An 18,754-nucleotide genomic window follows, 5' to 3' on the forward strand; every position below is an offset into this window, starting at 1 on the left:
TTGGAGTCATCGCTTATTCAATGCATTACGCGTTCGCGGTTTCTAACTCACCCTTGGATTGGGCTCGCTTGTAGAAAAACAGGGTTAGCGTGATAGGCAGTACTATCGCCACCAGCATCGCGACTAGGTAAATCGACCAATATTGCGGTTGAATCGATAGGATGCCCGGCAAGCCGCCGACACCGATACCATTCGCCATCACACCCGCGCTACCACAGATTGCGGCTGCAACAGCACTACCAATCATTGCGCTCAGCATTGGGAATTTGTATTTAAGGTTAATACCGTACATCGCAGGCTCTGTTACACCTAAGTAGGCTGAGATTGCCGCAGGAACCGAGATATCTCGTTCACCTTCACGCTTACTCAAGATAATGATGCCGACTACTGCCGATGCTTGTGCAATGTTTGATAGTGCAATCAAAGGCCAAATTGGTGTCCCGCCTAAGTCTTGCATCAGTTGCAGATCCACCGCGTTGGTGGTGTGGTGAATACCCGTGATAACCAAAGGTGCGTATAGGAAACCAAAAACCACTGAACCAAGAATCGCAAAATCACCTGTCATTGCAGCTTTAGCCGCGAATGCCACACCATCGCCTAACATACGACCGAATGGGCCAATGAAAGCGTGCGCTAGAATCACAGACAAAATAATCGATACAAATGGCACAACCACTAGGTACAAGTAAGCAGGGACGATACGCTTAAGATTGGTTTCAATGAACGCCAAAGCCACACCCGCTAACATCGCTGGGATCACCTGAGCCTGATAACCGACCTTCTCAATCACGAACAGCCCAAAATCCCATACCTCAGGTACCGATTTACCTATCATGTATGCGTTCATGAGTTGTGGTGAAACTAAGGTCACACCGAGCGTGATACCCAAAATAGGGGTTCCGCCAAGCTTCTTAACCGTAGCCCAACACACGCCAACCGGTAGGAAGAAGAAAATAGCTTCGCCGATCAACCATAAGAAAGAGTGAACGGTTGCCCAGAATTGACTGATTTCAACGAGGGTTTTGCCGTCGAACATGCGAATGTCGCCAATCACATTACGGAAACCAAGAATCAAACCACCTGTAATGATGGCAGGCAGCAGTGGTACGAAAATTTCGGCTAAATGGGAGATACCACGCTCAAGGAAGTTCATGTTTTGACGAGCAGCCAGCTTCGCCTCATCTTTTGATGATGCCTCTTTACCTGTCTGTTCAATCAGAAGTGCGTACACTTCATCAACTTCAGTGCCAATCACAACTTGGAATTGGCCTGCATTAGTAAAACAGCCTTTTACTAGCTTCAGTTTTTCGAGTTCAGCTTTGTTGGCCTGCTCTGTATCGTTCAATACAAAACGCAGTCGAGTCAGACAGTGGCTGACACTCGCAATGTTTTCTTTACCACCGACTAACTCGATAAGACGCGCAACGTCTTGCTTCGCTATCTTACTCATACTACCCCACCCTGGTTTCATTCAATTACTCTTCTAAACCATGCAGCTATAACCACTTCGATTTAGATTGATGGGAACATTCCCAATCACGGTTATTATAATGCCCACATGAATGATAAATTAAAATGGGAACAGTCCCATTAATTGAAAGAGATCACACTCTAATTTTAATCTAAGCGGTTCAATTTCGCTTAATTGAGTGGATTATAGAATCGGAGATTGCGTATGATGAGAGATCTCTGAATTGCCTAAAAGCTGAGAGATCAATAGATTAGCAGCCAACTTACCTGCAGATTGGTAACCAGGATCAATGCTAAATACTCGTGGGAATAAGAAAGAGAGAAGATCATTACCACCAACGCCAGTGACAACCACATCTTCACGTTGTAGTTCTTGCAGACGCTTGATTACACCAAGAGCCAGCGTGTCACTGGCACAAACGATCGCTTGAGTCGCGGGAGTTAAAACCTCATCCACCAACTGATAAGCGCTTTCATGATGAAGTTGACCAGTACGATAGTTCGCAATTGAACCTGTATTTTCACACCACTCGAGATAAGCCTTAAGACGCAGTTCACCGGTTGATTTATCACTAGGATCAACGCCAATGAAGCCAACCTCAGAGATCCCCTGATCTGCTAAATGCGTTAACGCACTATTGATCACCTGTTGGTTATCATAGTTAATCGACGTCACGTTCTCGGTATCCAGAGCAATCACCACCGCTTTGTGTTCCCAAGCTTCGATTGCCGGAATATCGCAGTCAGTAAAACCAAATACAATAATGCCATCAACGTTACGACGCTTTAGAACTTGCAGGTGCTCATTGGCTTTATCTCTATCAAGTTGGCTTTCCATGATCACGACATCGTAATCCGCTCGATACAACTCGGCCAGCATCGTGCTAACGGCTTTGTTTTCAGAGGGAGAGTCCAAACGAGAGATAATCACGCCGATGACTTTTTGGCTGCCACCGCGCATCGATTGCGCAGACTTTGAAGGCGTGTACCCAGATTCTTGAATTACTCTTTCTACCCTTTCACGGGTTTCAGGTTTCACTTTTGGATCATTGGTCAGAACGCGTGATACGGTTGACTTACCAACACCGGACAGCTTTGCAATATCAAGAATAGTGAGTTTTTTGCTCATAAAAAGTCTAACGTTAAAGGGAAGAGAAGAAAAAGTGAGGGTAGATTCCCTCACTTAACTGTTTGTAAATACTAGCAGTTCTTACTATGACTTACTTTTGGCAATTTCGATAGACTACGCGACCAAGTTCTAGACGCGCATTGTCACCTTTCGTGCGCAAAGTGATGCTGTTAATCATCTCTGAAGTGCCATCATCTAAGATGTATTTGGTTCCTGAGCCCGCTGGAACTTGAGTCAGGCGGTATTCATTATCAGGCAAGCGTAGTACCGCTTTTTCATTATCAAGGTAAGACACATCAAACGAGACGTCAGACTCACATTGATAAGTCGCGAATTGATCATTCGATGTTGCGCTATCAGTCTCAGGGGCTGCTGATTTAGAGCACCCAACCAATGCTACTGTACATAGAGATGCTACCAACATAGCTTTCATACTTCGTTCCTCATCTTTATATAGTCAACGACACTTAGCCTATTCACAGGTTCGAACAAACCTAATGTAAGTGCCTAATGATAGGTCCATACCTTAGTGATAAATAAAACGTTTAGCCTTTTAAGAAAGCGGGTACGTCTTTAATGCTATCAAGTACCACGCTAGCCAACGCTTCACCTTTTTCAGTGATGGGTTTACCCGTTCTTACCAAGACTTTAGTACCAACACCTGCTGCTTCTGCAGCCATCATGTCTTCCGCTTTATCGCCGATCATGACCGAGTTAGCCATATCAATCTTCAGAAAGTCACGAGCAGAAATGAACATGCCTGGCTTTGGCTTACGACATTCACAATCTTGCTTGTAGTCACCAATACCGTGCTCAGCGTGGTGAGGACAGTAATAAATGCCATCGAGCTCGACACCATTATCAACAAAGTTCCAATCCATCCACTGCGTTAAAGAAAGAAAACGGTCTTCACTAAACATGCCGCGAGCAATACCAGATTGGTTGGTCACTAGCACCAATAAATAACCCATATCTTTAAACGCTTTCGCCGCTTCAAACACACCATCGATGTATTCAAAGTCATGCTCATCATGTACGTAGCCGTGATCAACGTTAATCACACCATCACGATCTAAAAAAACAGCAGGTTTAGACAAAATTTTGTTCTCTATCAACTCTCTATTAATCATTAATTATTACACGCTTTATTTGCTTCATCACTATCTATTTAGTTTTGCGTTCGTTAACGATTTGTTTCTAGCTTAGCCATACAATCGACGTTTAGCCGTCTAGACGTAAAAATATCTATTGACTTAGATCATAGAACACCATAGCATCGTCTGTAAATCGAGCGAGCTATCGACATATTATTCTGTTCTACCTGCACGGGTTTCTCTATGATTAAAGTGAATCAAGTCAATAAGGTTTTTTATCAAGGCACTAAAGAAATCAATGCCTTAATTGATATCAACCTCCACATTCCTCAAGGTCAAATCTTTGGAGTCATCGGCTCTTCAGGTGCAGGCAAAAGTACCCTAATCCGCTGTGTAAATATGTTGGAAGCCCCGACTTCGGGTGAAGTGATTGTTGATGGTATCGACCTAACAAAACTCAGCAAATCAGAGCTTAGCGAAGCGCGCCGTAACATCGGCATGATATTCCAGCACTTCAACCTGCTGTCTTCTCGTACTGTATTTAACAATGTAGCACTGCCTCTAGAACTTGCTGGTAAAGATAAAGCGATTATTGAAGCGAAAGTCAGCGAGTTACTTGAACTGGTTGGCCTTGCTGATAAGCGTGACACCTACCCGGCAAACCTAAGTGGTGGTCAAAAGCAGCGTGTGGCGATTGCTCGCGCACTGGCCTCTGACCCGAAAGTACTGCTATGTGATGAAGCCACCAGCGCATTGGATCCAGCAACAACTCAATCTATCCTTGAGCTGCTGCGTGAAATCAACCGCAAGCTGAACATCACTATCCTGCTTATTACACACGAGATGGATGTGGTTAAAAGCATTTGTCACGAAGTGGCGATCATTGGCGGCGGTGAATTGGTAGAGAAAGGTACAGTCGGTGACATCTTTGCTCATCCGAAGACAGAGCTAGCGCATCAGTTTATTCGCTCAACGTTGGATCTGACGATCCCTGAAGATTACCAAGCACGTTTGCAAGAGACTCGCGTAAACAGCAGCTACCCGCTGGTGCGTCTTGAGTTTACTGGTGCAACGGTTGATGCTCCGCTAATGACGCAAATCGCACGTAAATTCAATATCGATGTCAGCATCTTAAGTTCTGACCTTGATTACGCCGGTGGCGTGAAGTTCGGCATGATGGTCGCTGAACTGTTCGGTAATGAAGCAGATGATAATGCTGCTATCCAATTCCTACGCGACAACAATGTAAAAGTAGAGGTGCTTGGTTATGTCCTTTAGTTTCAACGAGATTGCTGACTGGATCAGCCTTAACGGTAACCTTCTATTAGGCGCAACAGGCGAAACGCTTTACATGGTTGCTGTTGCAGGCATTGTTGGCTTCGCGGTCGGTATCCCACTAGGCGTGATTCTGCATACGACTAAAAAAGGTGGCCTGTTAGAGAACACCAAAGTAAACAAGATTCTAGGTGCGATTGTGAACGTGGGTCGTTCAGTACCTTTCTTAGTTTTGATGGTTGCGATTATTCCACTGACTAAGATGCTGATTGGTACCTTCATCGGTACAACAGCAGCGATTGTTCCACTGACGATTGGCGCTATCCCATTCGTGGCTCGACTTATCGAAAGTGCACTACTTGAAGTACCAACAGGTCTAGTGGAAGCGGCCCAATCAATGGGCGCAACACCAACACAAATCATCAATAAGGTTCTGCTTCCAGAAGCACTACCGACTATCATCAACTCAGTAACGATTACGCTAGTGACTCTGGTGAGCTACTCAGCAATGGCCGGTACTGTAGGCGGAGGTGGCCTAGGTGATGTCGCGATCCGTTACGGATTCCACCGCTACGATGTGACCATCATGGCTGTGACAGTAGTGATGTTGATTGTGCTGGTACAAATTATTCAATCAATCGGTGATTCATTAGTTCGCCGTGTTGACCACAGATAAAGACTCACACATAAAGAGTAGAGTCGTCTGAACCTAATTAAATAGATTTATTAAAAGGAGATTATTATGAAATTTAACCTTAAAGGTTTACTAACTATCGCAGCAGCAGCTTCAGCGCTAGTTCTAGCAGGTTGTGGCGATAAAGAAGTGGATACTTCTAAAGTAAAAGTTGGCGTAATGGCAGGTGCAGAAGCGCAAGTTGCTGAAGTGGCAGCTAAAGTAGCGAAAGAGAAATACGGCCTAGACGTTGAACTGGTTACTTTCACGGATTACGTAACACCAAACGCAGCTCTAGATGATGGTTCTATCGACATCAACGCATTCCAACACGCACCGTACCTAGATCAGCAAGTGGCTGACCGTGGCTACAAGCTAACTATCGCTGGTAACACGTTTGTTTACCCAATTGCGGGTTACTCTAAAGAAGTGAAATCGGTAGACGAAATCCAAGACGGTGCTCGTATTGCTGTACCAAACGACCCTACAAACCTAGGTCGCTCTCTACTTCTTCTTGAGCAACAAGGTCTTCTTGAACTTCGTGAAGGCGCAGGTCTTCTAGCTACAATTCGCGACATCGTGGGTAACCCTAAGAACCTAACGATTGTTGAACTAGACGCAGCTCAACTGCCACGTTCTCTTGATGATGTTGCTCTATCTATCATCAACACAACTTACGCGAGCTCTATCAACCTGACTCCACAAAAAGATGGCGTATTCGTTGAAGACAAAGATTCTCCTTACGTAAACCTAATCGTTTCTCGTGAAGACAACCTAAACGCTGAAAACGTACAAAACTTCGTTAAAGCTTACCAAACTGAAGAAGTGTACAACGCAGCTTCTGACATCTTCCAAGGTGGCGTCGTTAAAGGTTGGTAATCAACTAAACGACAGCACTGTATAGATACCCGAAGGGGCTGACATAACGTCAGCCCCTTTTTTAATGATAAAGATTTGCTAGAAAGTAAAGCATCTCAGATTTAAGCGAAACAAAGTCGATTACTTCAGGTGATCCCAAGAGATGTTTGACACCAATCGGCAGTCATCACACTTGAAATAGAAAATATCGTGGATAGGCGCATCTAGCAGCCATTCACCACCACATTGCGGGCATTTGCGCTCTTTTTCATCTTTCAGGCTGATCCCACCGACACGGTATAAGTAGTAGTAGGTTGGAACCTTAGTCAGATACTCAATGCGCCCTCTTAGACCCCAACCGCGTTTAAACAGCACACTCTTCGTTTCACTGATCTCGGTTAGCGTTGCATGTTCCGCGCGACAACCACCACCCATTTGTACTTCATCACAGGCTTGCCATTCGGTCTGCCATTTCAACACGGCTTTATGGTCGCCATTGAAGGTAGGTGGATTGCGATACAAAGGGATTGGTAGCAAGCTATCGCCACTACGCAGCGGTGAACAGGTGTGCACGAATGTCGTGTATAACACCTGCCAGCTTGGTGTTTCATCTTCTGCCACTTCTTCTGAGTTCAGATCTCGACCGAGCAAACGCATTTTAGGCGCTAGTAGGCTCGCGTTAGACAAGCGATCAAAACACACTTTCACAAAGTCTGAGTGATTACGCGGGTGCAAGCTATCTTGCTCCGGGCACACAACGCGAACATAGAATTCACCATCGCCCATCACGATTGGGAACTCACGACCTAACACTTGTCCGTTATAACGAAGTGCATCCATTAAGCCATTAACCGCCTTGTCGACAGCGCTTACCGTTGTGTTATCAAAACACTCAAATTGAAGTTCTAGTACGTACATCTATTTATACCGCTGGTTGTAGCTTTTCTAAAAATTCTGCCAATGTCTCGGCGAGCACATCACGATTTTTGGTACCTAAGCGCTCCAAAATCACGTTACCCGTTAAGTTACAGATAGAGATAACATCCAGCTCAGCATCGGTCGCGGCAATGAAAACCGTTGGTTTTAGCTTCAAGCGACGCTGAGTTACTAGGTGACCCAAAATGTTTTCTTGTAGGCATTCGAAGTCTTCATCACTCCAAATCTGTAACAGAGTCAATTCGTTACCATCGAAAGTTGCGTTCATATCTGCGCTGAATTGTGCGCCGTAGAAAGTTTTGATGTCTTCATGCAGAGTCAACTCAATACCGGTTTCAACGTTGGTGAAATCCGCGAATTGCTCACGTGGATAGTGCTTCCACAACACGGCATCGCCACTCTTTTCTTCTACGCATGGCGATACGATGTCCACCAACTCCTCATTACGAGGTAAGCTTTGGTGTTTCTGCTTCCACGCGTCAACGTATCGCTGACTAAAAGAAAGTAGTGCGTCTTGAGCACGTTGAGTCATGAAAATCTCCTAAACACAAAATAATAAATAGAATCCGAGCCCTTTCCGCGCCGATTAAGCGATGACTTAATGACAGGGTAAGGGGGATTCAGTAAAATCGACCCCATTCTAATCGAATTTGAAACGAAAGTATGAGCAAATATTCTGACGCAAAAGAGCTAGCGGGTTTAACCCTTGGCCAAAAAACTGAGTACTCTAACCAATACGATGCAAGTTTATTGCAACCAGTGCCTCGTAGCCTTAATCGCGATGATCTTGCGCTAAACGGCGAGCTGCCTTTTGTTGGTCATGATATTTGGACGATGTACGAGCTTTCGTGGCTAAACACCAATGGTCTACCACAAGTGGCTGTCGGTGAAGTTTTCATCCCAGCAACCAGCCCAAATTTAATTGAATCAAAATCTTTCAAGCTGTACCTGAACAGCTACAACCAGACTCAATTTGAAAACTGGGATCAAGTAACCGAGCGCCTGACCCAAGATTTGTCGGCATGTGCAGGCGAAACGGTGATTGTGAATGTAAACTCAGTAACCGACTACACTAACCAACCTATCGTGACGATGGAAGGTGACTGTATCGACAACCAAGACATCCAAATCACTAGCTACGACTTTGAAGCGTCGCTGCTTGAAGGCGCTGCTGGCGAACAAGACGTTGAAGAAACACTGCACAGCCACCTATTGAAGTCGAACTGTTTGATCACCAATCAACCGGATTGGGGCAGCGTTGAGATCGCATATTCTGGTAAGCAAATTGACCGTGAAGCTCTGCTACGCTATTTAGTTTCTTTCCGTGAGCACAATGAATTCCACGAACAATGTGTTGAGCGTATCTTCACTGACATCATGAAATACTGTGCACCTTCGAAGCTAACTGTGTTCGCACGTTACACACGTCGTGGTGGTCTGGATATCAACCCATACCGTTCAACAGAGCAAGATAGACCAAGCCACAATAAGCGTATGGCTCGCCAATAATCAGGCGAGAACCACCCACACTTATTTGAACCTACCCAATCTTTAAAGGGATATTGAAATGCGTTGGTTATACGTTTTTAGCCTATTTATTTTAAGCTTAAGCACATCGGTTAATGCGTCGGTTTATTCTTCGGCGCTGCTTAATGAAGCCAATAACTTGGTTGAGATAGAGCCGAGCCAAGCAAAACAAATGGCGAACAGCTACCTAACGCTACGTATCCTTTCAGACCAAAGCGAGAAAAGCCCATCGGCTATTTCTCGCGAAGAGACAGACTCTTCGATCAGAACCCCAAACAGCAGTATTGATGCCTACAAGATATTAGCGAAAGCAGAATACAACCTTGGTAATATTCATATTGCGATTCAACATATCGACAAAGCATTTGAGCTTGCGAAAACCTATAAGCTTGAGTACCTAAAACTGGATCTTGAGATCCTAAAAGTACGCTTACTTTGGCTGAGTGACAGGAAATCAGCCAAAGCAAAAACAGAGCTGGCGAGTATCGAAGCAAACCTAGAATCGGTGAATAAAACCTTGCGTTTAACAGAAGGTATTACCTATCGTTTGATCATGCTGAAAGCTGATATTGCCTCTTATGACAATAAGGTCGATGAAGCCGAGAAGTTCTACCAAGAAGCGAAAACCTACCTCGATCAGCGTTACTCAGAAAAAGTGACTATCGACTACCACATCGCGGTCGGTGAATTTTATCTAACCCATAAAGAGTACAACCACGCACTATCTGAGTTGTTGTATGGCTACTGGAAATCCGTAGAAGGTAATCTGAGCTCACGCTTAGCAAAAGTAAACCGCCTGCTTGCTCAGCTTTTCTTTGAACGCCAAGTGTTAGATAAAGCTCTCGAGCACTTATCTCAAGCTGCTGATTTCTATGATAACTTTGAAAACTCACCTGTTTTGGCACAAGTGCTTAAAAAAATGGGTGATGTATACTTCTTTCAAGGAAAATATAACCTTGCGTTAGTGCATTTCTTCAACGTTTTGGACCATGAAAGCACCGACCGAGATATCCAACAAGTCATTGATATTCGTCTGAGTTTATCAGCTACCTACTTACGCCTTTATAACTACCCTCTTGCAGAACAATACCTAACACGCGCTCTTGAGCTGTTGGAGTACACAGATATTCCAAAACTGGAAGGCCGCGCTGCGCTGCTGTCGGCAGGGTTAGCTTATCATCTACAAGAGAGCGATGACGTAATCAAGCATGCGACACGTGCACTTGAGATTTCACGTCAGATAGAAAATATGCACCTGTCACAGCGTTCGTATTACTTACTGTCCTTAGGCTATGAACAAGCAGGTCGTCCTCAACAAGCATTAGCGAATCTCAAGCAGTACAACAGTTTAGTTTCTTTAGAGCAGCAAAAACTCAATCGTGTAGGTGAGGATGCATTCCGTCAGCAGAAAGAGTTTGCTGAACAAACTTTGCACTACGCTGGTCAAGCGCAAGAATTAGAAAGGTATAAGTTAGAGCATCGTAAATTCCAAAAGATATCCTTCGCCCTATTTCTGTTCAGCATCGTCCTATTCTTCTTTGTACTACGCAGAGGCTACCTCATCCAAACCTTAGCTAAAGAAGTGGATTCGCTGCGTACTGATCTTTTTACGCACTCACGTTCAAAGCTTCCGAACCTAAGAATGCTCAATGCTAAGCTCTCAAATTCGTTAGAGCAAACCAGCCAAACCTTCGAGCAATGGCAGCTTGGGGAGTTGATTTATGAACCATTAAACGACCGCTTACGCTTCGTTATGATTGACTTACCTTTCCTGCGCAACATGTATACGCAAAATGGTTATAAAGCGGGCTTAGAGCTCGAAGATGCTTTCGGTGATTTCTTAAAATCAAAACTGGAAGGCCCAGCTCGCGTCTATCATTTCTCAGATGCGAACTTGCTTTATATAGAGCCAAATTCAGATCGTGATTCATCACCAGAAGCGATGTTCCTAAAGATTCAATCGTGGGTAAATGACTTCGAGCCAGAACGTAATATCAACCGAACGATTCGAATGGGCATCGCTGACTACCCGTTTTTACCACGAGCTTACACCGCGATTAATGACCAAGAGCTATTAGATGTATTGTTGATGTCGACCAACCTAGCGCGTGAAATCAGCTTGAAAGAACGCACTAGCCAATGGGTATACCTCAAAGCTATCGATAACGCACCAGCGGCAAGCCTTGCAACTGGTAACATACGAGAAGCTTGTAAACATGCCATTAATCAAGGGTTAATAAAAATACAATCGTCGTACCAGAATGAGGACAACATCAAAAAAATGCTAAAAGATGACTGAATTGCGAGCGGTTAAGACTTGCAAGTCGTGACCTTATTTTTAGTTTTGTTATTATCGATGCAACGGAATTTCATCTAAATGATCGTGATCGATCTACGCGGCGCTAATTAATACATCTATGGGCATTCTTGAAAAAGACATTCAGGCGCAACTCCACCAACTGAAATTTCAGTTGGAGCAAGTTCGCTTGACGCAAAGAGACACCTCGTTCAAATTTATTAGAGAGCAAAAAGTTCTTAAGCGCATCGTCACATCTTTAAGTGATGCGTGCGTTGGTAGTAACAGTTATTTAGATGAAAACCTCATTGCCCTTAGGGAAGAGCTAGAAAAGCAAAAAGACATCAGCTCGATGATCCCTAAATTGGCAGTCATAGAAAGAATGCTCAAGCAGAAGACGTTGGCTATGGATAAACAGAACGGATATCTGGATGATAGCATTAAGCACAGTGGAGAAACGCTACAACGCATAACTGGCCTACCAGCACCGTTGAAACGTGATCTACGAAACTTACTTAGCTTCTCCGAATGCAATGGCAGTCAGAAAGTCGACCACGCCATGAAACTCCTCGGTATTTACGAGCGTGCCATTAAGATTATGGCGAATAACTCACGCACTCATTTTGCCGACGTTACGCATTCTCCAGAACAGGAACTCCTTTCCGACCTATCAAACGAATTACAACATCTGATCACTGAACTCGATTTCGAGGGTGAATCGGGTGACTTGCTTACCGATATTCGAGCGAAACTGCTACTGGGTGTTTCCACACAAAATCTGCTTGAGCTGACACTTCAGATCCTCAAACTGGTAATTGAAGGCACCAACCTAGAGCGTAAGAAGTCTGAACAATTTATCGATCAGCTAAACTCCTCGCTGGCCTCCAGTATCAAAACGGCAGACCAAAATGCCGATCAGAGCCAAAGTTACTTTGAGCACCGCCAAGGCCTTAACTCTGAGTTAAGTGAACTTGTCATTAAGAGCCAGAACTCTGTAGAGAAAGCGAAGGAAATTGATAGTTTAAAGCGAACGATTAATCCGCTACTCACTGAAATCGCCTCTCTTTCGGAAAGGCTGAACCACGCAGAGCAAAAAGAACAAGCTCTGATAGAGAGAATGAATTACGGGAAAACTCAGTTAGACTCGCTCTATGAAGTGACTCAAGACTATCGAAAGCGTTTAGAAGATCAGGCTCAGCGTATGTTGCTTGACCCGCTCACCAAGGTCTACAATCGTACCGCCTTTACCGATCGCTTAGAACTTGAATACCGCCGTTGGATTCGCGCGCAACACTCACTGCGTGTTGTACTGCTCGACATCGACAATTTCAAAGCCATCAATGATAGTTTTGGTTATACAGCGGGTGACAAAGCACTCAAAATTATCGCAAGAACCATCACCAAAGAGACCGGCGCTACCGATAGTGTGGCTCGTTTTTCTGGTGAGGAATTTATCTTGTTATTACCAGAGCAAACGGATGAATATTGCCACCAGGTAATTCAAAACATCCAGACTCAAGTCAGCCGTTTACCTTTTAAGTTCCGTGACCAACAAATCACGATTACTTTGTGTGCAGCAAGTACTCAATTCAAAGAGTCAGATACACCTGAAGAAGTACTAGAGCGACTCAATAAAACGCTAAACAAAGCCAAACAACGTGGTACTAACCAATTGGTTTGGAATTAAACTAGGCCTGATTTAATTTATTTCTTTTTTTCAAATACTTATCACATACCAATTCCCTCAATGTTTGCTAAGCTTATTATTAACATTCGCTTAACAAGCATTCTTGACAAGTCATGCTGTTTATAAGATCTTAAGCAACTCGATATTAGCCCTTAAGCAATTCCATACAATCCATAAAGCAACGCTGTCGTAACCGTTTCGTCTGGTTAACTCTTCTCACCTTTAACCAAACACTTTCAACGTTTGCTTCTCACTCTCGAGCCAGAGGGTCACTTCAAAAGTCGCCTCTGCTCTTCTCAACAAGGAGGCACTATGATCACTCATATCAGCCCTGCCGGTAGCATGGATTTACTCTCTCAACTTGAAGTTGAGCGTCTTAAAAAAACCGCATCTAGTGATCTGTACCAACTGTATCGTAACTGTACGTTAGCGGTACTGAACTCGGGTAGCCACACCGACAACTCCAAAGAATTGCTCGACAAGTATCAGTCATTTGATGTTGAAGTGGTGCGTCGTGAGCGTGGTATCAAGCTCGAACTAAGCAACCCACCAGAGCATGCCTTTGTCGACGGTGAAATCATCAAGGGTATTCAAGAACATCTATTCTCAGTGCTGCGTGACATTGTTTACGTCAACATGCACTTGGCCGATAACCAAAGGCTTAACCTCACCAACGCAACTCACATCACCAATCTTGTGTTTGGTATTTTGAGAAACGCAGGAGCACTCACACCCGGCATTGAGCCGAACCTGATCGTGTGCTGGGGTGGTCACTCAATTAATGCCACTGAATACCAATATACTCGCGAAGTCGGTAATGAACTTGGCCTACGTGAACTCAACATCTGTACGGGTTGTGGACCAGGTGCGATGGAAGGGCCAATGAAAGGTGCGGCTATTGGTCACGCTAAGCAGCGCTATACTGAACATCGTTATTTAGGGTTAACTGAACCATCAATCATTGCGGCTGAGCCGCCAAACCCGATAGTGAACGAACTGGTGATCATGCCCGATATCGAGAAACGTCTTGAAGCGTTTGTTCGTATGGCACATGGCATCATAATCTTCCCTGGAGGCCCAGGAACCGCCGAAGAACTGCTGTACATCCTAGGTATCATGATGCACCCAAACAACGCAGACCAACCGATGCCTATCGTTCTAACTGGCTCTAAAGAGAGCGAGGCTTACTTCCGTTCAATTGATAAGTTCATTGGTGAAACATTGGGTGAAGAAGCGCAAAAGCACTATGAAATTGTCATTGATGATCCAGCACGTGCTGCGAAAATTATGAAGCAAGCAATGCCAGATGTACGCTCTCACCGTAAAGAAACAGGCGATGCTTACAGCTACAACTGGTCACTGCATATTGAGCCTGAGTTCCAACTGCCATTCGACCCTACTCACGAATCTATGGCGGCACTCGATCTGCACATGGATCAGAAAACAGAGAGCCTTGCTGCGAATTTACGTAAAGCGTTCTCAGGTATTGTGGCAGGTAACGTCAAAGCCGAAGGTATTCTGGAGATTGAGAAGCATGGGCCATTCCTCATTGATGGCGACAAAGAGCTAATGACCAAGATGGACCAACTGCTGAATGACTTTGTTGAGCAACATCGAATGAAGTTACCGGGAGGGACCGACTACGTGCCTTGCTATAAAATCGCCTCACGTGATTAAGGCGTTTACGTTACCAACGTTTCAACTCACCAAGTGATACGTTACTATAAGGGGCTAGCAGCCCCTTTTTTATTGCCTATTTAGTGGAAACTTATGTCTATCCATCTTGTTATTATCGATGCCTTAAACCTCATCCGACGCGTGCACTCTGTTCAGCCGGATCCAACCGATATAGCAAGAACCATTACCACCACAATTCGCACTCTCAATAAGATTCTGAATGAATCAAAGCCCACCCACATCATCGCGGTATTTGATCACCATTTACAAGACCGTGGCTGGCGCGCAGATGTGCTTCCTGCTTATAAGCAGAATCGTAAACCGATGCCAGAACCATTGATGAAAGGCCTTGATGCTATTCAACAAGCTTGGTGGGAGTTAGGCATTGATTCACTGCTGTCTGATGGCGATGAAGCGGATGATCTCGTCGCAACACTGGCAAAGAAAGTGGCTGACCACGGAGAAACAGTCACCATCGTCTCGACGGATAAGGGCTACTGCCAACTGTTGTCACCAACGCTTCAGATCCGAGATTACTTCCAGCACCGCTGGCTAGACAAACCCTTTATCGAAGCTGAGTTTGGCGTTAAACCTGAGCAGCTTGCAGATTACTGGGGCTTAACCGGTGTGAGCTCTAGCCAAGTACCGGGGATTCCAGGTATAGGACCAAAAGCTGCAAAAGAAATCTTAACCACTTACCCGGATATCGAAGCGGCCTTTCAGGCGGAAGACTTACCGAAGAAATATCGTAAGAAGTTTGATGAACACATTGAATCAGCACGTGTGTGTAAGCAAGTCTCTGCACTCAAAACCGATATTGACCTTGGATTCAACCTGCAAGACATTCGTTACGAAGCGAAAGTTTAACTCGCTGTGACTCGACGATATTGATATAAAAAATGCTCCTTAAAGGAGCATTTTTTTCACTGACACGCTAACGTAAATATTAGTGCGGTGAGATGTTTGAAAGCGCCTGAATGTGAACCGTGATCTCTTCGCGATCATGATAAAGGTGCTTAGCCTGCATCTTAAACTTCACTTTGTTCTCAATAAGGAACACTTTTAGGTTCTCGATATCTTGCAGTACTTCATCGTAACGGCCTTTCATTGGCAGTTTAAGGTTGAACAGTGCTTCTTTCGCCCAACCTTTGATGATCCACTCACCCATAAGGTGTGCAACACGAGCTGGTTTCTCAACCATGTCACAGATAATCCAAGTTACGTTCTTACGATCTGGTTCAAACTTAAAGCCATCTACCATGTGGTGCTTAATTTGACCCGTTTCCATTAGGCTGTCTGCCATCATGCCGTTATCAACACAGTGAACGAACATCGAACGCTTAACCAATTGGTAAGTCCAACCACCTGGACACGCACCTAAGTCAACACCCCACATACCTGGAGCCAGACGCTCGTCCCACTCATCACGAGGGATGAATACGTGGAATGCTTCTTCTAGCTTCAATGTAGAACGGCTTGGTGCATCTGATGGGAATTTCAGACGAGGGATACCCATAAAGAACTGTGAGTTGTTCGATGGGTAAGAGTAACCCACAAAGCAGTGACCCGGAGCGATGAAGCATAAATGAAGCACAGGCTTCTTAGCATTATCTTTCGCTGTCATCAGACCTTTGCCACGCATCGCTTGACGCATCGGCACAGTAAACTTACGGCAGAACTTCAAAAGCTCTTTTGCTTCGTTAGTATCTGGCGTTTCGATACGGATATCACCACAACGTGGGAAACCTTCTTTCTCAGAAAGCGCCTCAAGAATTGGAGAAATACGATCATCAGTCGGCAGATCTTTGATTTCAACCGCTACCGCGATCATTTGACGAGCAAAGATCAACGATTGGAAGTCGATCTCTTTTACCAGTTTATCGGCTTCGCCTGCTTGATAACATTCAAACAATACAAAGCCTGTATTGTTCTTTAAGCGAGGAAAACCAAACACTTCCAGTTGTGTTGCCTTGTCTTGAATTTCGCCAGCACATTCTTTTTCAAAACCAGAGCGACAATAAAGTAGTACGTGTTTCACTGAGTTACCTCTTTTATATTCAAAGCAGCGAAGGAGAAGACTCCCCAACCAATGATAAATAGTAGACCACCAAACGGTGTTATAGGGCCAAACCATTTTATTCCTGTCAGTGCTAAGCCATAAAGGCTGCCACTAAAACAAAGGATGCCGATGATAAAGCAAATTGCCGCAATGAAAAAATATTTTTGTGATTTAGCACCAAGTTTCATCTGTAGCAGAGCACCACACGCCAATATTGCTAGTGTATGGATAAACTGGTACTGAACACCTGTCTCAAACACGCCTAGCAGATACTCTGGCAAGACAGCTTTTAACCCGTGAGCGGCGAAGGCACCTAGCATTACGGCTATTGCGCCAGAGATACCTGCAAAAGTGAGTAAATACTTACTTCTCATTAAGCACCTCTTTGATAAACGCCGATAGTTTCTCAACGGTTAACGCTATGTTCTGCTGTTCGGTGTAGCCAGAGCTCTTACGAGGCTTAAAGCTGTGATCGCCATCAGGAATAAACTCAACACGAATCGAATCCGACAGGTCGAAATCAGCAAACTCTTCTCGCTTACCAAAGGTATCACGTTCACCCTGCAGAATAAGACACGGCTTTGCTAACTCAGCCAAGTGCTCACCTTTGTATTTCTCTGGTTTGCCTGGCGGATGGAAAGGAAAGCCTAAACAGGCCATTGCAGCCACCTTATCAACTTCAGACAAATGGCTCGCCATACGTCCTCCCATCGACTTACCGCCAATCACAAGCTTATCGGCATCTACCTGTCCGATAATATCTTGGTAAGCTTCGAGCAGTTTAGGGGCTCGATCAGGTGGACGACGCTTACCATCTTCAGCACGTTTAATCATGTAAGGGAAGTTGAAACGAATCACTCGTATCCCTTTAAACGCCAACCCTTTTGCTACCGACTGCATGAACTCATGATCCATACCTGCGCCAGCACCATGTGCAAAGATAAAGGTGATAGGATTGTCTTCACCATCAATGATGAGGTTATTCATCGAGTAAGTCCTCTTGTTCGCTTTGCGCTTTCGCCAGCATCCAATCACGGAAAGTAGCGATACGCCCCATATCGGCTTGCTTCTCATGACAAACCACATAGAAGGCGTTCTTACTCACCAACACTTCGTCGAAAGGCGCAATCAAACGACCCGCTTCGATTTCAGGCTGCGCCAACACGTTATTACCCAGTGCAATACCCTGGCCATGAGCTGCTGCCTGCAACACCATGGTTGAGTGACTAAAGATAGGGCCGTGATTAACGTTTACCCCATCGATGCCATTTTGCTTAGCGAACTGTTTCCAATCCTTTCGAGAAGTATCATGCAATAGCGTATGACATGCTAAATCACTGAGAGATTCTAATGGTTTTACTCCTAGCAGCACGGAAGGTGAGCAAAGAGGGATCAAGTATTCTTGGTAAAGCTTATCGGCTCTAAGCCCCGACCAATTACCTCGGCCATAATAGATAGCGACGTCTACATCATCGGTTAGCGAGCCTTCATCCATATCAACGGCTTTGATTCTTACATCAATATCAGGCTCTTGCTGATTAAAGTCAGCGAGCCTTGGTACCAACCATTGAATAGCAAAACTCGGCGGTAAACTGATGGTCAATGCGCCCTTCTCACTTCGCTCCAGCACTTTGTCTGTCGCTTCTGCTAGTGATGTGAAAATATCTTTGATATCTAAGAAGTAGCTTTGACCTTCTTCAGTTAGCAGCAAAGAGCGGTTTCTTCGGCGAAACAGCTTCAAAGATAAGAATTCTTCAAGCGCTTTGATCTGATGACTGACTGCCGCTTGAGTAACAAACAACTCTTCTGCAGCACGCGTAAAACTCAAGTGTCGAGCTGCAGCTTCAAACACTCTTAGCGAGTTTAATGGGGGTAATCGACGAGACATAGTTACTCTCTAAATAAGCATTAGTTTTTTTTATCTGAAACATTATAATTTGTCCATTGCCTAGCAGCCAGAGAAATTCTATATTTCATCCCGCAGCAGCTAGCCTGAACGGCTTGATTCTCTCTAGAATCAATTGGCTTAGCTCCTGCGATGTTGTGTTTGCAAACTCGTTCTTTTCGAGTTGG

18 protein-coding genes are annotated in these 18,754 nt (G+C 44.7%); 8 read left to right on the plus strand and 10 right to left on the minus strand.

The window, feature by feature from the left end:
• Window positions 1-25 precede the first annotated feature (25 nt).
• From treB to gmhB, 4 genes are all read right to left on the minus strand, one after another.
• Complete coding sequence (treB, locus tag ACED41_RS00625; protein WP_017063347.1) at window positions 26-1,450, minus strand: PTS trehalose transporter subunit IIBC; 1,425 nt, start codon at window positions 1,448-1,450, stop codon at window positions 26-28.
• A 204-nt stretch (window positions 1,451-1,654) separates the two neighbouring features.
• Window positions 1,655-2,599 (minus strand): trehalose operon repressor TreR, encoded by a 945-nt coding sequence (gene treR, locus ACED41_RS00630; RefSeq protein ID WP_102331962.1) that lies wholly within the window; start codon window positions 2,597-2,599, stop codon window positions 1,655-1,657.
• Window positions 2,600-2,690: 91 nt separating this feature from the next.
• Window positions 2,691-3,032, minus strand: a complete 342-nt coding sequence (locus tag ACED41_RS00635; RefSeq protein ID WP_017060761.1) for an MliC family protein — start codon at window positions 3,030-3,032, stop codon at window positions 2,691-2,693.
• Between the two features lie 112 nt (window positions 3,033-3,144).
• The gene (gene gmhB, locus ACED41_RS00640) at window positions 3,145-3,729 is read right to left on the minus strand and encodes a D-glycero-beta-D-manno-heptose 1,7-bisphosphate 7-phosphatase (RefSeq protein WP_017060762.1); all 585 of its coding nucleotides are present in this window, start codon (window positions 3,727-3,729) and stop codon (window positions 3,145-3,147) included.
• A gap of 207 nt (window positions 3,730-3,936) precedes the next feature.
• Between gmhB and metN the strand changes: the two genes are divergently transcribed.
• The 3 genes from metN (at window position 3,937) to ACED41_RS00655 (ending at window position 6,520) form a co-directional block, all read left to right on the plus strand.
• Entirely contained in the window at window positions 3,937-4,971 is a 1,035-nt protein-coding gene (gene metN, locus ACED41_RS00645) for a methionine ABC transporter ATP-binding protein MetN (protein WP_017060763.1), read from the plus strand.
• A complete protein-coding gene (locus ACED41_RS00650) occupies window positions 4,961-5,644 on the plus strand; it encodes a methionine ABC transporter permease (protein WP_017060764.1) in 684 nt (227 codons plus the stop codon). Before metN ends, ACED41_RS00650 begins: the two co-directional genes overlap by 11 nt.
• 66 nt (window positions 5,645-5,710) lie before the next feature.
• On the plus strand, window positions 5,711-6,520 hold the full coding sequence (locus tag ACED41_RS00655; RefSeq protein ID WP_371724325.1) for a MetQ/NlpA family lipoprotein: 810 nt from the start codon (window positions 5,711-5,713) through the stop codon (window positions 6,518-6,520).
• Between the two features lie 120 nt (window positions 6,521-6,640).
• Here the strand turns inward: ACED41_RS00655 and ACED41_RS00660 are convergent, their stop codons facing one another.
• Window positions 6,641-7,417 carry a Zn-ribbon-containing protein gene (locus tag ACED41_RS00660; protein ID WP_371724326.1) on the minus strand — a complete coding sequence of 259 codons (777 nt, stop codon included), beginning with the start codon at window positions 7,415-7,417 and terminating at the stop codon, window positions 6,641-6,643.
• 4 nt (window positions 7,418-7,421) lie between these two features.
• Window positions 7,422-7,967 (minus strand): SecY-interacting protein, encoded by a 546-nt coding sequence (gene syd, locus ACED41_RS00665; RefSeq protein ID WP_017063346.1) that lies wholly within the window; start codon window positions 7,965-7,967, stop codon window positions 7,422-7,424.
• Window positions 7,968-8,098: 131 nt separating this feature from the next.
• Between syd and queF the strand changes: the two genes are divergently transcribed.
• The 5 genes from queF (at window position 8,099) to xni (ending at window position 15,489) form a co-directional block, all read left to right on the plus strand.
• Window positions 8,099-8,944, plus strand: a complete 846-nt coding sequence (gene queF / locus ACED41_RS00670; protein WP_017060768.1) for an NADPH-dependent 7-cyano-7-deazaguanine reductase QueF — start codon at window positions 8,099-8,101, stop codon at window positions 8,942-8,944.
• A gap of 58 nt (window positions 8,945-9,002) precedes the next feature.
• Complete coding sequence (locus ACED41_RS00675; RefSeq protein ID WP_010436402.1) at window positions 9,003-11,261, plus strand: lipopolysaccharide assembly protein LapB; 2,259 nt, start codon at window positions 9,003-9,005, stop codon at window positions 11,259-11,261.
• A 118-nt stretch (window positions 11,262-11,379) separates the two neighbouring features.
• The gene (locus tag ACED41_RS00680; RefSeq protein ID WP_371724328.1) at window positions 11,380-12,945 is read left to right on the plus strand and encodes a diguanylate cyclase domain-containing protein; all 1,566 of its coding nucleotides are present in this window, start codon (window positions 11,380-11,382) and stop codon (window positions 12,943-12,945) included.
• Window positions 12,946-13,257: 312 nt separating this feature from the next.
• The gene (gene ppnN, locus ACED41_RS00685) at window positions 13,258-14,622 is read left to right on the plus strand and encodes a nucleotide 5'-monophosphate nucleosidase PpnN (RefSeq protein ID WP_017063343.1); all 1,365 of its coding nucleotides are present in this window, start codon (window positions 13,258-13,260) and stop codon (window positions 14,620-14,622) included.
• Window positions 14,623-14,715: 93 nt separating this feature from the next.
• Window positions 14,716-15,489 carry a flap endonuclease Xni gene (gene xni, locus ACED41_RS00690; protein WP_017060772.1) on the plus strand — a complete coding sequence of 258 codons (774 nt, stop codon included), beginning with the start codon at window positions 14,716-14,718 and terminating at the stop codon, window positions 15,487-15,489.
• 79 nt (window positions 15,490-15,568) lie between these two features.
• Here the strand turns inward: xni and rlmM are convergent, their stop codons facing one another.
• The 4 genes from rlmM to ACED41_RS00710 are packed head-to-tail and all read right to left on the minus strand — an operon-like array spanning window position 15,569 to window position 18,569.
• Entirely contained in the window at window positions 15,569-16,660 is a 1,092-nt protein-coding gene (gene rlmM, locus ACED41_RS00695; protein WP_371724329.1) for a 23S rRNA (cytidine(2498)-2'-O)-methyltransferase RlmM, read from the minus strand.
• Complete coding sequence (locus ACED41_RS00700; RefSeq protein WP_017069500.1) at window positions 16,657-17,055, minus strand: DUF423 domain-containing protein; 399 nt, start codon at window positions 17,053-17,055, stop codon at window positions 16,657-16,659. Before ACED41_RS00700 ends, rlmM begins: the two co-directional genes overlap by 4 nt.
• Window positions 17,045-17,668, minus strand: coding sequence for an alpha/beta fold hydrolase (locus ACED41_RS00705; RefSeq protein ID WP_017069501.1), 624 nt, complete (start codon window positions 17,666-17,668; stop codon window positions 17,045-17,047). The genes ACED41_RS00700 and ACED41_RS00705 overlap by 11 nt, the downstream gene beginning before the upstream one ends.
• A complete protein-coding gene (locus ACED41_RS00710; RefSeq protein WP_012604639.1) occupies window positions 17,661-18,569 on the minus strand; it encodes a transcriptional regulator GcvA in 909 nt (302 codons plus the stop codon). Before ACED41_RS00710 ends, ACED41_RS00705 begins: the two co-directional genes overlap by 8 nt.
• Window positions 18,570-18,754: the final 185 nt, after the last annotated feature.

This window comes from Vibrio sp. 1F255 (genome assembly GCF_041439145.1).
Lineage (GTDB): Bacteria > Pseudomonadota > Gammaproteobacteria > Enterobacterales > Vibrionaceae > Vibrio > Vibrio crassostreae_C.